Source organism: Blautia sp. HA9023 (assembly GCF_056504095.1).
This window is the reverse complement of the sequence record NZ_JBWLUR010000003.1, coordinates 198,712-212,943: the sequence shown is the minus strand read 5'-3', so window position 1 is coordinate 212,943 and position 14,232 is coordinate 198,712. Positions and strand designations below refer to the sequence as shown.

The 14,232-nt window shown below is 43.5% G+C and carries 16 protein-coding genes; 4 read left to right on the top strand and 12 right to left on the bottom strand.

The annotated features are described in order from the left end of the window. Positions 1 to 4 precede the first annotated feature (4 nt). Positions 5 to 1,543 (top strand): CapA family protein, encoded by a 1,539-nt coding sequence (locus AC04Q6_RS03040; protein WP_118070095.1) that lies wholly within the window; start codon positions 5 to 7, stop codon positions 1,541 to 1,543. Positions 1,544 to 1,625: 82 nt separating this feature from the next. On the opposite strand, the gene queA is transcribed toward AC04Q6_RS03040, so the two are convergent. The 8 genes from queA to AC04Q6_RS03000 all read right to left on the bottom strand — a co-directional run bounded on the left by queA (position 1,626) and on the right by AC04Q6_RS03000 (position 7,423). Continuing rightward, positions 1,626 to 2,651, bottom strand: a complete 1,026-nt coding sequence (gene queA, locus AC04Q6_RS03035; protein ID WP_021978093.1) for a tRNA preQ1(34) S-adenosylmethionine ribosyltransferase-isomerase QueA — start codon at positions 2,649 to 2,651, stop codon at positions 1,626 to 1,628. A 2-nt stretch (positions 2,652 to 2,653) separates the two neighbouring features. Continuing rightward, positions 2,654 to 3,406 (bottom strand): tRNA (guanosine(37)-N1)-methyltransferase TrmD, encoded by a 753-nt coding sequence (gene trmD / locus AC04Q6_RS03030; RefSeq protein ID WP_021978094.1) that lies wholly within the window; start codon positions 3,404 to 3,406, stop codon positions 2,654 to 2,656. Beyond that, positions 3,407 to 3,913, bottom strand: a complete 507-nt coding sequence (gene rimM, locus AC04Q6_RS03025) for a ribosome maturation factor RimM (RefSeq protein WP_021978095.1) — start codon at positions 3,911 to 3,913, stop codon at positions 3,407 to 3,409. It lies immediately after the preceding gene. Between the two features lie 60 nt (positions 3,914 to 3,973). Then, positions 3,974 to 4,204 (bottom strand): KH domain-containing protein, encoded by a 231-nt coding sequence (locus tag AC04Q6_RS03020; protein WP_015525219.1) that lies wholly within the window; start codon positions 4,202 to 4,204, stop codon positions 3,974 to 3,976. Between the two features lie 56 nt (positions 4,205 to 4,260). Then, positions 4,261 to 4,506 carry a 30S ribosomal protein S16 gene (gene rpsP / locus AC04Q6_RS03015; protein ID WP_119248307.1) on the bottom strand — a complete coding sequence of 82 codons (246 nt, stop codon included), beginning with the start codon at positions 4,504 to 4,506 and terminating at the stop codon, positions 4,261 to 4,263. Positions 4,507 to 4,551: 45 nt separating this feature from the next. Further along, positions 4,552 to 5,904: a signal recognition particle protein gene (gene ffh, locus AC04Q6_RS03010; protein WP_021978096.1), complete on the bottom strand. Its 1,353-nt coding sequence runs from the start codon at positions 5,902 to 5,904 to the stop codon at positions 4,552 to 4,554. Positions 5,905 to 5,907: 3 nt separating this feature from the next. Further along, positions 5,908 to 6,231, bottom strand: coding sequence for a YlxM family DNA-binding protein (ylxM, locus tag AC04Q6_RS03005; RefSeq protein ID WP_021978097.1), 324 nt, complete (start codon positions 6,229 to 6,231; stop codon positions 5,908 to 5,910). 196 nt (positions 6,232 to 6,427) lie between these two features. Then, on the bottom strand, positions 6,428 to 7,423 hold the full coding sequence (locus AC04Q6_RS03000; RefSeq protein ID WP_021978098.1) for a uroporphyrinogen decarboxylase family protein: 996 nt from the start codon (positions 7,421 to 7,423) through the stop codon (positions 6,428 to 6,430). A 200-nt stretch (positions 7,424 to 7,623) separates the two neighbouring features. Here AC04Q6_RS03000 and AC04Q6_RS02995 point away from each other — a divergent pair, with 200 nt between their 5' ends. Both AC04Q6_RS02995 and AC04Q6_RS02990 read left to right on the top strand, forming a co-directional pair. Continuing rightward, positions 7,624 to 8,832, top strand: coding sequence for a hypothetical protein (locus tag AC04Q6_RS02995; RefSeq protein ID WP_476389516.1), 1,209 nt, complete (start codon positions 7,624 to 7,626; stop codon positions 8,830 to 8,832). 55 nt (positions 8,833 to 8,887) lie between these two features. Beyond that, on the top strand, positions 8,888 to 9,163 hold the full coding sequence (locus AC04Q6_RS02990; protein WP_476389515.1) for a helix-turn-helix domain-containing protein: 276 nt from the start codon (positions 8,888 to 8,890) through the stop codon (positions 9,161 to 9,163). Between the two features lie 78 nt (positions 9,164 to 9,241). Here the strand turns inward: AC04Q6_RS02990 and AC04Q6_RS02985 are convergent, their stop codons facing one another. The 3 genes from AC04Q6_RS02985 to AC04Q6_RS02975 form a co-directional block, all read right to left on the bottom strand. Further along, a complete protein-coding gene (locus tag AC04Q6_RS02985; protein WP_118070099.1) occupies positions 9,242 to 9,505 on the bottom strand; it encodes an MscL family protein in 264 nt (87 codons plus the stop codon). A 170-nt stretch (positions 9,506 to 9,675) separates the two neighbouring features. Next, positions 9,676 to 10,500 (bottom strand): TrmH family RNA methyltransferase, encoded by an 825-nt coding sequence (locus AC04Q6_RS02980; protein ID WP_118070101.1) that lies wholly within the window; start codon positions 10,498 to 10,500, stop codon positions 9,676 to 9,678. A 131-nt stretch (positions 10,501 to 10,631) separates the two neighbouring features. Further along, positions 10,632 to 11,438 (bottom strand): alpha/beta hydrolase, encoded by an 807-nt coding sequence (locus AC04Q6_RS02975; RefSeq protein WP_021978102.1) that lies wholly within the window; start codon positions 11,436 to 11,438, stop codon positions 10,632 to 10,634. Positions 11,439 to 11,708: 270 nt separating this feature from the next. On the opposite strand from AC04Q6_RS02975, the gene AC04Q6_RS02970 reads away from it, so the two are divergent. Continuing rightward, on the top strand, positions 11,709 to 12,188 hold the full coding sequence (locus AC04Q6_RS02970) for a cyanase (RefSeq protein ID WP_021978103.1): 480 nt from the start codon (positions 11,709 to 11,711) through the stop codon (positions 12,186 to 12,188). A 54-nt stretch (positions 12,189 to 12,242) separates the two neighbouring features. Here the strand turns inward: AC04Q6_RS02970 and AC04Q6_RS02965 are convergent, their stop codons facing one another. Continuing rightward, complete coding sequence (locus tag AC04Q6_RS02965) at positions 12,243 to 14,051, bottom strand: Na/Pi cotransporter family protein (RefSeq protein WP_021978104.1); 1,809 nt, start codon at positions 14,049 to 14,051, stop codon at positions 12,243 to 12,245. Positions 14,052 to 14,232 lie beyond the last annotated feature (181 nt).

Sequence of the window (14,232 nt, the reverse complement as noted above, 5' to 3'; positions counted from 1 at the left end):
AAGTATGGCAAATGATAATCGAAAGCCGCCGCACAGACATGATCCGGAACTGGCACGAAAAGAAGCACTCCAGGCCAGACAGACACATACACATCGTTCCGGTCAGAAAGAAAGCGGCCATCGCCAAACCACTTCGCGGGTAAACAAACGTCCGTCCACACACAGTTCTGCCACATCCCGCAGAAAAAACATCAAAAAAAATTCCAGATATCAGCAGGTACGACGTCAGAAAATGATGCTTGCGGGAGGAGGATTTCTGATCTTGCTTCTTGTAATTATCTTCTCTGCCCGCTCCTGTATTTCTTCCAGAAAAGCCGCCGAAGCTGCTGCCATCCAAAAAGCACAGGAAGCCGCCCAGGCGAAAAAATCCGAAGAAACCGCAAAAGCAGCTCAGAAAGATCCTGTTTCACTGACCATCAGTGTTGTAGGCGACTGCACCCTTGGTACAGACGAAACCTTTGATTATGACACAAGTCTGAACGCCTATTATGACAGCAACGGAAAAGATTACTTTTTCCAGAATGTAAAAAGTATTTTTTCAGCTGATGATCTGACCATCGCCAATTTTGAGGGAACACTTACGGATTCGGATACCCGTGAAGATAAAACATTTGCATTTAAAGCACCTGCCGAATATGCACAGATCCTAACCAGTGGTTCCATAGAAGCCGTAAATACTGCCAACAATCACAGTCATGATTACGGAGAGCAGAGTTACACGGACACACTGACTGCTCTGGATAACGCAGGGATCATCCATTTTGGCTATGATGATACTGCAGTTATGGACATCAAGGGCGTTAAAGTCGGACTTGTGGGAATTTATGAACTGAAAGACCATCTTGGCCGTGAACAACAGCTGAAAGATAATATTGCCAAAGTCAAAGCAGACGGCGCAGAGCTTGTTATTGTAATCTTCCACTGGGGCAATGAGAGCGAAACTGTTCCGGATACCAATCAGATGACTCTCGGACGTCTGGCCATTGATGAAGGTGCGGACCTGGTATGCGGGCATCATCCACATGTACTTCAGGGAATTGAAACTTACAAGGGCAAAAATATCGTTTACAGTCTTGGAAATTTCTGCTTTGGCGGAAACAGCTCGCCAAGCGATATGGATACCATGATTTTTCAGCAGACCTTTACCATCACCTCCGACGGTGTACAGGCAGATAATGTAACAAATATCATTCCCTGCTCCATTTCTTCTGCAGACGGTTATAACAACTATCAGCCAACCCCTGCTACCGGCGATGAAGCCACCAGAATCAAATCCAAGATTGATGAACGCAGCGCAGCGATTCCAACAGCAGATTCTACAGCCAAATCCTCTGGCGATACAGGCAGTTCTGATACTGTTTCTGCAGATGACGCATCCGGAAGCACTGATACTTCCGATGAATCTGAATCGGATACAGACTCTGATTTTTCAGATGAATCGGATGGTTCGGATTACGATACTTCAGAAGATTATGATACCTCGGACGAAGAAGATTACAGTTCCGATGAAGAGGCAGATTTTTCAGATAACAGCGATGAATAGATAAAATAAAATCCTGACAGATATTGCATGATCCATGCAAAAATCTGTCAGGATTTTTATATGAAAGATAATTGTAATCTTGTTACTCGATCATCATGGCATCACCAAAACTGAAGAAACGGTATCTCTCCTTCACCGCCTCCTCATAGGCAGCCATAATATGCTCTTTTCCTGCAAGGGCAGAAACCAGCATCAGCAGCGTGGACTCCGGAAGATGGAAATTGGTGATCAGTCCATCGATTGCTTTGAATTTATAGCCTGGATAGATAAAGATCTCTGTCCAGCCACTTCCGGCTTTTACGATTCCGTCTTCTCCGGTTGCGGATTCCAGAGTACGACAGCTGGTAGTTCCCACGGAAATCACTCTTCCACCGTTTTTCTTTGTATCATTGATCAGTTTTGCCTGATCTTCTTCCACAATGTAAAATTCCGAATGCATATGATGTTTCTCCACATCATCCACTTTTACCGGTCGGAACGTTCCAAGGCCTACATGTAAAGTTACATGGGCAATATTCACACCCATTTCTTTTACCTTCTCAAGAAGTTCCGGTGTGAAATGCAGTCCTGCAGTCGGTGCGGCAGCAGATCCTTCATTTTTGGCATACACGGTCTGATAACGGTTTTTGTCTTTCAGCTTGTGGGTAATATATGGCGGCAGCGGCATTTCTCCCAGCTGATCCAGAATTTCCTCAAAAATTCCCTCATAATGGAACTGGATCAGGCGGTTTCCCTCATCTACAATATCGATGATCTCACCTTTTAAAATGCCATCGCCAAAAGTAATTTTGGCACCCGGACGTGCCTTTTTGCCGGGCTTTACAAGACACTCCCAGATATCATTCTCACGGCGTTTCAGAAGCAGGATCTCGATCAGTGCTCCTGTCTCCTCCTTATGTCCGTAAAGACGTGCCGGAATAACTTTGGTGTCATTGATCACAAGGCAGTCTCCCTTATGCAGGTAATCCAGTATATCGGTAAAATGACGATGCTCGATACTTCCGTCTTTCAGGGACAGATGCATCAGTCTGGAAGAACTTCTGTCCTCCAGCGGGTCCTGAGCAATCAGTTCCTGCGGCAGGTCATAATAAAAATCTGATGTTTTCATAATTATTTTTCCACTTCCTCTTTCCATTGTTTGCGAAGCCTGCGGACCTCGTTCCACTCTTTGTTTGTAAGATCGGCCTTTGGCAGCAGATCCGGTCTCCATTTGGCAGTACGGATAATAGACTGCTCTCTTCTCCATTTATCCACATTTGCATGATGTCCGGAAAGCAACACCTCCGGAACTTTTTTTCCATGCCATTCTTCCGGTCGGCTGTACTGGGGATATTCCAGAAGATTTCCGGAAAAAGATTCCGTCTCTCCGGATTCCTGATTATTCAGAACTCCTGGTACCATTCTGGAAATGGAATCCATCATAACCATAGCCGGAAGTTCCCCACCAGTAAGTACATAATCACCGATAGAAACATAATCCGTCACAATTTCTTCCAGAACACGCTCATCAATTCCCTCATAATGACCGCAGAGAAAAACCAGGTCTTCTTCCAGTGCGAACTCTTTCGCCATATTCTGGTTGAAAGTTTTTCCCTGAGGAGTAAGAAAGATCACACGTGGTTTTCTTCCGATGCGCTCTACAATGGATTCATAGGACAGATATACCGGTTCTGCCTGCATCAGCATTCCGGCACCGCCGCCATATGGATAATCATCTACCTTCTGGTGCTTGTTGAAGGCAAAATCCCGGATATTGATCGCTTCCAGTGATAACAGTCCCTTTGTAATCGCACGGCCTGTAATACTTGTGTTCATTCCGTTCTCGATCATTTCCGGAAACAGTGTAAGTACATGATAATTCATTTAAACAAGCCCTTTCATCAAATGCACAGTCATGGTATTTTTTTCCACGTCTACATCAAGAACACAGTCATGGATCGCCGGAAGCAGAACTTCCTCTCCATCCACACGATCTACGATATAAACATCATTGGCACCAGTCTCCATCACATCGCGGAGTACTCCGAATTTCTCCCCATTCTCCAGAAGTACATCCATTCCGATCAGATCTGCCACATAATATTCATCCTCGCCAAGCTCCTGTGCTTCCTCACGCGGAATCCAGAGATCACGGCCTTTATACATTTCAATATCATTGATATTATCAACGCCTTCAAACTTCAGGATCGCAAGATTCTTAAAGAATTTTACATTCTGAATATTCAGTCTGCGAAGTTCTTTTCCTGTATCCAGAAGCACATATTCAATATCAAGAAAACGCTCTGCATCATCCGTTGTTGGAAAAACCTTTACTTCACCACGGACACCATGCGTTGTTGTGATAACTCCTACTTTTAATAAATCTTCCATTTTTGCTCCCTTTCAGAGTAAAAACAGGAGCCATGGAATCCACAGCTCCTGTCTCATTTTTCATTGCAGAATATCTACAATCACTTTTTTGCTGCTTTTTGAAGAAGCCGCTTTCACAACAGTACGGATTGCCTTGGCAATTCTTCCCTGTCTTCCAATGACCTTACCCATATCGGCCGGTCCGACTTTCAGTTCAACAACAATCGCGTCGTCTTTCTCAGTCTCAGTAACGACTACCTCATCCGGATTTTCAACAAGAGATTTTGCAATTACTTCTACAAGTTGTTTCATTACATACCTCCTTGCTCTGCCCTTACGGGGCCCACAGATCTTAAATCTGTCAGGTATTATTTCTCGATTCCGGCAAGTTTAAGAAGCTTAGCAACTACTTCTGTAGGCTGAGCACCAGCTGCAAGCCATTTCTTAGCTGCCTCTTCGTCGATTTTGTATACGCTTGGGCCAAGGTTCGGATCATATGTTCCGATCTCTGCGATACATCTTCCGTCACGTTTGCAGCGGGAATCTGCTACTACGATTCTATAGAAAGGTGCTTTCTTCTGTCCCATTCTTCTTAATCTGATCTTAACTGCCATTTTTGTTTTCCTCCAATTATCTTTCTAAAAATTTATTGTTGTTTATTAAAAGGGAAGCTTAAAGCCGCCTCTTTTTCCCATATTCATCTTGCCGCCTGTTAAGCCCGGCATCTGTTTCATCATCTTCTTGCTCTGCTCAAACTGCTTCACAAGACGGTTTACTTCTGTGACATCCACGCCTGCACCTCTGGCGATGCGGTTCTTACGGGATATGTTCAGAATGTTCGGATTGCTTCTCTCCTGAGGTGTCATGGAAAGGATGATGGACTTGGTGCGATCCATAGCTTTCTCATCGATCATGCCCTCGATATCTTTCATCTTGCCGCCCATTCCAGGAAGCATGTTCAGGATACTGGAAATACCACCCATTTTGTTCATCTGTTCCATGCTGGTAAGATAGTCATTAAAGTCGAAGTCCATTTTCTTCAGCTTCTTCTGCATCTCCTGGGCCTGTTCCTGATCCACAGATGCTTCCACCTTCTCGATCAGGCTCATCACATCGCCCATACCAAGGATTCTGGAAGCCATACGTTCCGGATAAAACTGTTCCAGGTCCGAAAGCTTCTCTCCCATACCAACATAGAAGATCGGTTTGCCGGTTACGGCTTTAATGGAAAGTGCAGCTCCACCTCGTGTATCACCGTCCATCTTGGTCAGGATCACGCCGTCAATGCCGACTTTATCAGAAAAGTTCTGCGCTACATTCACCGCATCCTGTCCTGTCATGGCATCAACTACAAGCACTGTCGCATCCACATTCACATTTGCCTTGATATTCTCAAGCTCCTGCATCATATCTTCATCAATATGAAGACGTCCTGCGGTATCGATCAGTACAACATTCTGCTGATTGGATTTCGCATGCTCGATAGCTGCTTTTGCAATGTCCACGGGATTCTGCTTGTCTCCCATGGAAAAGACCTCGACGCCCTGCTTCTCACCATTCACCTGCAGCTGTGTGATCGCTGCGGGACGGTAAACATCACAGGCCACAAGCAGTGGTCTCTTTCCTTTGGATTTCAGTTTGCCTGCCAGCTTGGCAACCGTTGTTGTCTTACCTGCACCCTGGAGGCCGACCATCATAAGAACGGTAAGATCCATTCCCGGTTTGATCGGAAGTTCTGTTGTCTCACTTCCCATCAGATTGACCAGCTCGTCATTTACGATCTTGATCACCATCTGTCCCGGATTCAGACCATTCATAACATCCTGTCCGATAGCCTTTTCCTGAACAGATTTCGTAAACTGCTTAACGACCTTAAAGTTAACATCCGCTTCCAGAAGTGCCATCTTAACTTCTTTCAGCGCAACCTTGACATCAGCCTCTGTAAGACGGCCTTTGCCTTTCAGCTTTTTAAATACATTCTGCAGTTTATCTGTTAAACTCTCAAATGCCATTGATCATAACTCCTCTAATATCACATTGGAAATCGCCGCAATATCTTCGGCGTGGTACTTGTCAGCCAGTTCATGGATCTTCATAACCTGACTGCGGATGTTCAGGAATTTCTCGACCAGATGGAGTTTCTCTTCGTATTCTTCCAACGTCCGATTGCACCGTCTGATCATATCATGTACACCCTGTCTGCTGATGCCAAGTTCCTCAGCAACTTCACTTAAGGAATAATCCTCAAATACCACACTGGTGTACACCTGCCGCTGCCTCTCTGTCAGAAGCTCTCCATAAAAATCAAATAAAAAAGTCTGCTCTACAAATTTCTCCATCTGTAATCACCTTGGCTATCATACACGATTCCGGCATGCCTGTCAAGGGTTTTTGCTTTACAAATTTATTTTTTCCAAAATTTCACAGAAAAAAGGCCGGGAAAGCGCTTTTCTGCTGAGTTTTGCAGGCTTTTCCGACCTTTATTTATTTTATTTTCTTCCTATTATATAGTTATATAGGCCAATCTGAATTCGATCAAAACATTTCTTTCGTCATTTTATCGATTTCCTGATCTACTGCCTCATAAACACCTGGGATGCAGGAAAAATTCAGGCCATGGGTGGTACATGGAATAAAATGAAGTTTACCACAGTCTCTGCAAAGCTGATCGGTTGCTTCTTCAATCATTTCCTGATTCCAGTCAAAACGATCTACTTTACCATTATCGATACCGCCCATAAATGTGATATCTTTTCCATATTCTTTGATCAGTTTTGGAAGATCATTGACTGACATACATCCCTGCCATACATCAATTCCCATCTCGATCATTGTTGGAACCAGTGTTGCACTGTAACTGTCATTGTGATGAATGATCAGTTCTACCCCGTGATCATGGTAATAGCCATAAATACGTTTGTAGGAATCCATAAAGAATTCACGGAACATGTCCACACTGATAAATGTAGATTTCTGTGTTCCCCAGTCATCATGATGGAATACAACATCCGGTTTCATATAGGTACAGATCTGCTCTGCCCATTTCAGTTCCCACTCTGTAATATATTCGATCAGTTCATGCATGGCTTCCGGTTCTTCGTAAAAATTCATCATAGTATTCTGAATTTCACAGAGATAATGGCACATCTCAAAAACTCCCGGTGCGATCAGTGTGGCAACCATTGTTTCATTCCTATCAATTCCGGCAATGGTCTCCTGGCATGCTTTCCAGTCTTCTGCTGTGTAATTGATATCCGGTGCTTTTACATATTTTTTCCATTCTGTGATATCCGGGCATACCAGATGTTCGGGATCATGAAGTGGAAACGCTCCTGGCGTTCCTGCCGGCCAGGAATTATAATATCCCCAGCCACATTTTACTGTTGGTGCACCAGGTCCTTCCGGCATCATCGGATACTGCTGCTGATAGGGAGTATTCAGAACAAAGGTCAGTCCCTCATACTGTTTTACAAAACGATCCGGATTTCCTCCACGGATTACTTCCATCATATTCTGTCTTTTTGTTAACATAAAAACACCTCCGCTACGTTATTATGCAGGAAAGCCTTTTTTCCGCACTTGTTTTGCTACACCCCAATATAAAAGGCTTATTTCTGCACTTGTTTTTTCTTTATGATTCTATTATACTGAAAATCAGAAGAATCACAATTCCACATAATATGGTGATTATTTCTATTTTTTCCTATAAAATATAGGAAGGAGGATTTTCTTTGAAACTCAGTGCAAAAATCATCTGTTATCACTTACAGAAATCATTTTCCATACATACATCCAGGCTGGATACATTTCCCACGCTTTCCTGCCCTTCCTGTTTTGAAAAAAGCATGCCTCTTCAGGATGGACGTGTTTACCTCATCACAGATCCGGATTTTCAGCCAACTTTTCATCATCCCAAAAATATCCTGTTCCTGATGATCGGAAAAGCTTATCAGAATTACGAATTATCCCAGCCAAATATGTGTATCATCCCTGAAGACCTTCCTGTTAACACTGTTTTTAATAAACTTCAGGATATTTTTATCCTTTATGACCAGTGGAATCAGTCTCTGATGGATTCCCGTCTTCGAAACGCTTCTATTCAGGAGCTTCTGGATCTTACCACTTCCATCATTCCAAATCCAATGATGCTGATCGGCATGGATTTTACCATCATTGCTTCCAGAGGCTGGGACCTGGGTGATCTCTCCAATTCCGTTCTGGGTTCCAGCGAAAATACCTGGGATATTGTGGACAGTCTGAAGCAGGACCCTCATTACGAGGAAGCATTTTATAAAACTGGTTATTTTTATTATCCGGGAAATGGCCTTACGGTTCCTTCTCTCTGTGTAAACATTTCCAACAATGACAAGGCCGTATACAGACTGATGTTTTCCGGAGGTGAAGTTCCTCTGGATGACACCTTTGGTTTCGTCCTGGAGTACCTTTCCCAAATGGTATCTCATGCACTTTCCACAGGTATCATGCACAACCGGGATAAAGCTTTTCCTCTGCATCAGATTTTTATATCCATCCTGACAGACCCTGGAGCTGATTATGTAAAAGTCAGCCAGCAGCTGACAAATGTGGGGTGGCTTTCTTCCCATATGTATCAATGCATCCTGATCCAGACCGGGCTGATCGATCAGAAAAATCTGACCCTCAATGCCATCTGCAATTATCTGGAAAATACGATCCCGGCAAGCTGCGCTACCGAATATAAAGGGAATGCTGTGCTTTTTATCAATCTGGATCTCTGTACTATGACCGTCCAAGAAATTTCCGATAAGATTGAAGGCTTTATCAAAAGTAGCATGCTGAAGCGCCGGATACAGCAGGAAGATGCTCGGGCATTTCAATTTCCACCGTCAATACACACAGGCTTCTGTCACTTTACAGGTTGGCAAACGCAAAAACCCCGCAGAAAGTATCCACTATTTTAACTCCATCGCTCTGCCCTACATCCTGGAACAGGCTACCAGAAAACTTCCTGCTTACATGATCTGCCACGAAAAGCTTCTGTCACTAAAATACAAAGATGAGGCAAAACAATCTCATCTCTATGACACACTGCGTTGTTTTCTGGAACACAACCAGAACATTGCCCATACTGCCAGCGCTTTATTTATCCACAGAACTACTCTTCTTTACCGTCTGGATAAGATCAAAGCATTTCTGGATTCGGATCTTACAGACAGAGATGAAATCCTTTATCTGCTGCTTTCTTTTCATCTGATGGATATGGAAGAAGAAAATCAGAACACAAACGCATAAAAAAAACGGGAAATCTCATGCATACCATAATATGCTTCCTGATTTCCCGTTTTTTCTATGTAAAGCGGATATTCTCTTTTATAATTCTTCCTTTTTTTCTTCGTTCAGAATTGAAGTACAGTGTGGGCATCTTGTAGCCTCGATGTCGATCTCACTTCTGCAGAACGGACATACCTTCGTAGTTGGTGCAGGCTCTTCCTCTTTTTTTGCTCCGATGGAAGTGATCTTGTTTACCGCCTTCAGAAGACAGAAAAGAATAAATGCCATGATCACACCAATAGCCATGTCCATGACATTTCCCCGCAATGCAAAGGCTTTGAATTCCTCCAGAAACTTTTTCATTTGTGATTCCTCCCTCTTTTTTCGGAAATCCTCTGATTCTTATCTGTTTTGGATTTTCCGCTGTTTTTCAGGAAAATTATAGCACCGGCATTTTTTAATTTCCATAGATATTCCAGACAAAATCTCACATCTTATAAAAGAATACGTTCTTCCTGTCCGGCACATTTTTTTTAATGTTTCCCCAATTGCCAGAATGCCACCGCACTGGCTGCAGCCACATTCAATGAATCTACTCCATGGGCCATGGGAATGCATACCGTATAGTCACAGTCCGCAATGGTCTCTGAGGCAAGTCCATCTCCTTCCGTCCCAAGAACAACCGCCAGTTTTTCTTCCGCCATCAGATGGGGATCGTCAATATCAAAAGAATCCTCCTTCAGTGCCATGGCTGCGGTCTTAAATCCCATTGCCTTCAGCAGCCGGATGCCTTCGGTCTTCCACTCTGTCTTTTCATCAAAAAACGTCCATGGAATCTGAAATACAGTTCCCATGCTGACACGGATCGCACGGCGGTACAGGGGATTGCTGCATCCTGGCGTTAACAGCACCGCATCCATTCCAAGAGCCGCCGCAGAACGAAAAATCGCGCCGATATTAGTAGGATTTACCACATTTTCCAGAACCGCGATCCTGCGGGCATTTTTGCAGATCTCATCAATCCCCGGAAGTGCCGGCCGGTGCATGGCACAGAGCATTCCTCTTGTCAGCTTAAAACCGGTCAGCTGTGTCAGAACATCAAATTCTGCTGTATAAACCGGAATGTCTCCACATCGCCGGATCAGCTCCTTTGCTTCTCCCTCAATATTTTTATGTTCCACCAGAAAAGAAATCGGCTTACATCCGGAATCCAACGCCCGCTCAATAACTTTCGGGCTCTCCGCGATAAAGATTCCCTTCTCAGGCTCTGCCCGGTTCAAAAGCTGTATCTCGGAGATCCTGGCATATACATCCAACTCCGGTGCGTTAAAATCTGTGATTTCTATGATATTTGACATGATTGTTTTCTCCTGTTCTGTCTTCCTGTTTCTATCTGTTTATTGTAGCAGAATATCTTTACAAAAGAAAGCCAGGTGTTATTTAACTCCACCTGGCTTTGCTATTACATATAAAACAGTTTGTTTCTTTTTCAGATCCGTACTTCCATCCACCGGATCATATCCCCGATCACTTCGTCTTTACAGTATTCATTCAAAATCTCATGGAAAAGTCCGCCGTAGATCTTCATCTGTTTATCTTTTGATCCTGCTTCTTTAAAGAAATCATAGGTATCCTGTACACTTACCAGACCGTCTTTCTCACCGTGTGTCATAAGAACCGGATAATGAAACTCTGCTTTTTTCTCCTTGAACCAGTCAAGTCCGTCACAGATCGCATAGCATAAGCCTGCTGTAAAAGACTGTTTATTATATGGATCTTTTCCGTACCAGTCTACCACTTCCTGTACAGAGCATACACCGGAGCCCAGCTGATTGGTAAGACGTGTATGTACATCCATTCCTCCCGGCACTCCACGGATCAGATTTCCGTTATCTGCAGTCAGTGCACCGCTGGTAATGATTCCCCGGAGCTTTTTGTCCGGATATTTGGCTCCATACAGAGAAACGGTAAATCCTCCCATGCTGTGTCCGAGAAGGAACACCGGAATATCCGGATTTTCTTCAATGGCCATATCCACCACTACATTGGTATCATCCAGAAGTTCATTAAAATCCGAATAAAAAGTCTCCTCACCTTCGGATCGTCCATGTCCTCTGTGATCAAAACGGTAGGTACCGATTCCTACTTCATGAAGCTTCTCCGCAAAATAATCGTACCTGCCCTGATGCTCACAGAGACCGTGAACGATCACGATCACAGCCTTATTATCTGCTGCCGTTTCCTTTTTCAGATACAGTTTCGTTCCGTCAAACGATGTGATCATACTCTCACCCATAGTAAAAACCTCCTTTTTCCTGCTGTAAGATACGCATCCCCATTATACGTCTCACGCTGTCTTATAGATTTATCATACCATGAAATCTGTATTTTGATAACCCCTGATTCCAATTATCAGCAATTATATATTTTTTATGGTAAATAGTAATAAATAAAGCATTGACACATTCTGTTCTCTGAACTATAATTGTTTTGTACAGCGAGGTACCTTTTTAAGGCATCTCGTTTTTTTGTTATATACAATTATTTATTTAAGGAGGAATCTATTATGACACCAATGAATAACGCTGATTATCTTACCCGGCTGGAACATGCTGACGAACTGGAAGCTTTAAAAGCAGCAAAAAAAGCTTCCGGGCTGACTTACGAACAATTAGCCGAACTCATAGGAGTCAATAAAGTATGGCTCGCTTCTGTATTTGAAGGACAGCAGTATGTTCCGGAAGAATATACCCTGAAACTTGCAGAAGCGCTTAAAATCAGTCCATCCGCTACTGCATTTCTCAACAGCCATCCGTATAAAGGAAATACTGATCCGATTCTTTACCGGCTTCATGAAGTCATTGATACTTACGGTCCCGCTATCAAAGATATCATTCATGAACAGGGCGGAAACGCCATCATGAGTGCCATTGATTTCGGTCTGGATGTAGATGTGACCGAAGACGCGGAAGGAAATCACCGTGTTATCATTAAATTCGATGGTAAACTTCTTCCTTATGCTAAAAAGGGAAAATATCCGTGGTAGGAACAAAAACGCCAGTTTCGAGTTAATTTGAAACTGGCGTTTTTTTGCAAATCTTTATTCTACTTCTTCCGGCTCCATGCTGAGCACATGACCTTCCTGATTTTCGATATCGTATTTCTGTCCGTACTCCTTGAAGTACTGATAATATTCCACACTGTTGGTCGGATAAATCTTGGAATCATGGATATGAAGATCCGAACCGGTTTCTCCACTCTTCATAAGCGCAACCATAGCACTTGCACAGTGCGTTGCGATACGGCCAAAACTGTTCAGGATATCACTGAACACCGTTCCTTCTTCCAGTCCGCATTTGCCCTGACTCAGGCGCTCTGCGTGGCGCATTTTCAGCATATCACAAAGTCCTGTGATCACAGCTCCCAGAGGTGCTACTCTCTGTGCCATTTCCTTATCATCTTTCATAAAAGCATTGCAGGTTATGTTGATATCCTCACGGACCGCTTCCATAACAACATTCAGCTCATCCCAGGCTTCCTGAGAAAAATTCGTGTGATTATCATGCATCTCGCTGGACATATGTGCAATATAAGAAGCATGATCACCAATACGCTCAAAGTCATTGATCGTATGCAGATACAGAGAAGTCTGTCTTGTCTGTGCAGAATTCATCTCTCTCTTGGTCAGCTGGATCAGATATTCTCCAAGACGACTTTCATACTTGTCGATCAGATCCTCTTTTCGCTGAACCTTATCGTATTTATCCTGCTGATAGTCATTCAGAAGATTCATAGCTCTGTTGACATTTTTGCGGAGTTTCTTGGACATTCCGTTCATTACACGGTGGCACTGTGCGATGGCAAGGGCCGGGTAATTCAGAAGACGCTCCTCCAGAAGATCAAAGTCCGCCTCATCTTCCAAGTCCTCTTTGTTATCCTTCACAAGCCAGCATACCAGCTTCTCGATCTTTGGAATGAACGGGAACAGCACGATAACTGTTGCCAGACGGAAGACTGTGTTCAGAAGGGCGATCGCTACCGGTGTCATCGTCATATCCATAAATGTAAAATGTACAAATGCATTCACTGTGTAGAAGATCACAGACCACATGATAAGACCAAACAGATCATTGATCAGATACACAAGAGCAGTTCTCTTACCGTTCTTATTTGCACCAATCGCAGAAATAAGGACCGGACATGCAGCACCGACACCAATACCAAGAACGATTGGAAACGCACTTGCAAATGTCAGGATTCCGGTTACAGACAGCGCCTGAAGTACACCGACTGTTGCAGATGCGCTCTGCAGTACCGCGGTAAATGCAATACCAACCAGGATACCTGCGATCGGATTGGAAAACATAGTCAGCATCTTGATAAATACCGGGCTCTCACGCAGTGGGGATACCGCACCACTCATCATCTGCATACCTGTCATCAGGATTGCAAAACCAAGCATGATATTTCCTACATTCTTATGTAAGGTTCGCTTACAGAACATGCGGAAAATAATGCCAACAACTGCCACAACAGCTGAAATTGTTGCTGTGGAAAGAATACTTGCGATACCATTGGATCCTTCGATATAAGAAAGACATAAGATCCAGCCGGTGATACTGGTTCCGATATTCGCTCCCATGATGATACCGATCGCCTGTTTCAGCTTCATCATACCGGAGTTTACAAAACCGATTACCATAACTGTCGTCGCGGAAGACGACTGGATCACACTGGTAACACCAGTGCCAAGTGCGACACCCTTCAGTGGAGTATTGGTCATCTTATAGAGAAACGCTTCGAGCTTATTTCCAGCTGCCAGCTTCAGACCATCGCCCATTAAGGACATTCCAAACAAAAATAATGATACTCCACACAACAAAGATAAGATCATTGAAAAAATTGCCATAATTTTCTCCTTTGTCATACTCGCTTCCTGTCAGCATCTGCCAGGAGCCGTGTTATCCCGAAAATGTAATTTTACATTTCCTTAATCTGGATTTTTCTTATTTTTAACATTTTCCCATTTATTATGCCACATCGCTTCCCATATTACAACAACTGATTTATTTCAAAAATAAAAAAAATTT

Excerpts from the sequence above, each read along its gene's own strand:
- AC04Q6_RS03040 (WP_118070095.1), top strand. The coding sequence starts at position 5 with ATGGCAAATGATAATCGAAAGCCGCCGCACAGACATGATCCGGAACTG.
- queA (WP_021978093.1), bottom strand. The coding sequence starts at position 2,651 with ATGAAAACATCAGATTTTTATTATGACCTGCCGCAGGAACTGATTGCT.
- trmD (WP_021978094.1), bottom strand. The coding sequence starts at position 3,406 with ATGAATTATCATGTACTTACACTGTTTCCGGAAATGATCGAGAACGGA.
- rimM (WP_021978095.1), bottom strand. The coding sequence starts at position 3,913 with ATGGAAGATTTATTAAAAGTAGGAGTTATCACAACAACGCATGGTGTC.
- AC04Q6_RS03020 (WP_015525219.1), bottom strand. The coding sequence starts at position 4,204 with ATGAAACAACTTGTAGAAGTAATTGCAAAATCTCTTGTTGAAAATCCG.
- rpsP (WP_119248307.1), bottom strand. The coding sequence starts at position 4,506 with ATGGCAGTTAAGATCAGATTAAGAAGAATGGGACAGAAGAAAGCACCT.
- ffh (WP_021978096.1), bottom strand. The coding sequence starts at position 5,904 with ATGGCATTTGAGAGTTTAACAGATAAACTGCAGAATGTATTTAAAAAG.
- ylxM (WP_021978097.1), bottom strand. The coding sequence starts at position 6,231 with ATGGAGAAATTTGTAGAGCAGACTTTTTTATTTGATTTTTATGGAGAG.
- AC04Q6_RS03000 (WP_021978098.1), bottom strand. The coding sequence starts at position 7,423 with ATGTTAACAAAAAGACAGAATATGATGGAAGTAATCCGTGGAGGAAAT.
- AC04Q6_RS02990 (WP_476389515.1), top strand. The coding sequence starts at position 8,888 with ATGATCTGCCACGAAAAGCTTCTGTCACTAAAATACAAAGATGAGGCA.
- AC04Q6_RS02985 (WP_118070099.1), bottom strand. The coding sequence starts at position 9,505 with ATGAAAAAGTTTCTGGAGGAATTCAAAGCCTTTGCATTGCGGGGAAAT.
- AC04Q6_RS02980 (WP_118070101.1), bottom strand. The coding sequence starts at position 10,500 with ATGTCAAATATCATAGAAATCACAGATTTTAACGCACCGGAGTTGGAT.
- AC04Q6_RS02975 (WP_021978102.1), bottom strand. The coding sequence starts at position 11,438 with ATGGGTGAGAGTATGATCACATCGTTTGACGGAACGAAACTGTATCTG.
- AC04Q6_RS02970 (WP_021978103.1), top strand. The coding sequence starts at position 11,709 with ATGACACCAATGAATAACGCTGATTATCTTACCCGGCTGGAACATGCT.
- AC04Q6_RS02965 (WP_021978104.1), bottom strand. The coding sequence starts at position 14,051 with ATGGCAATTTTTTCAATGATCTTATCTTTGTTGTGTGGAGTATCATTA.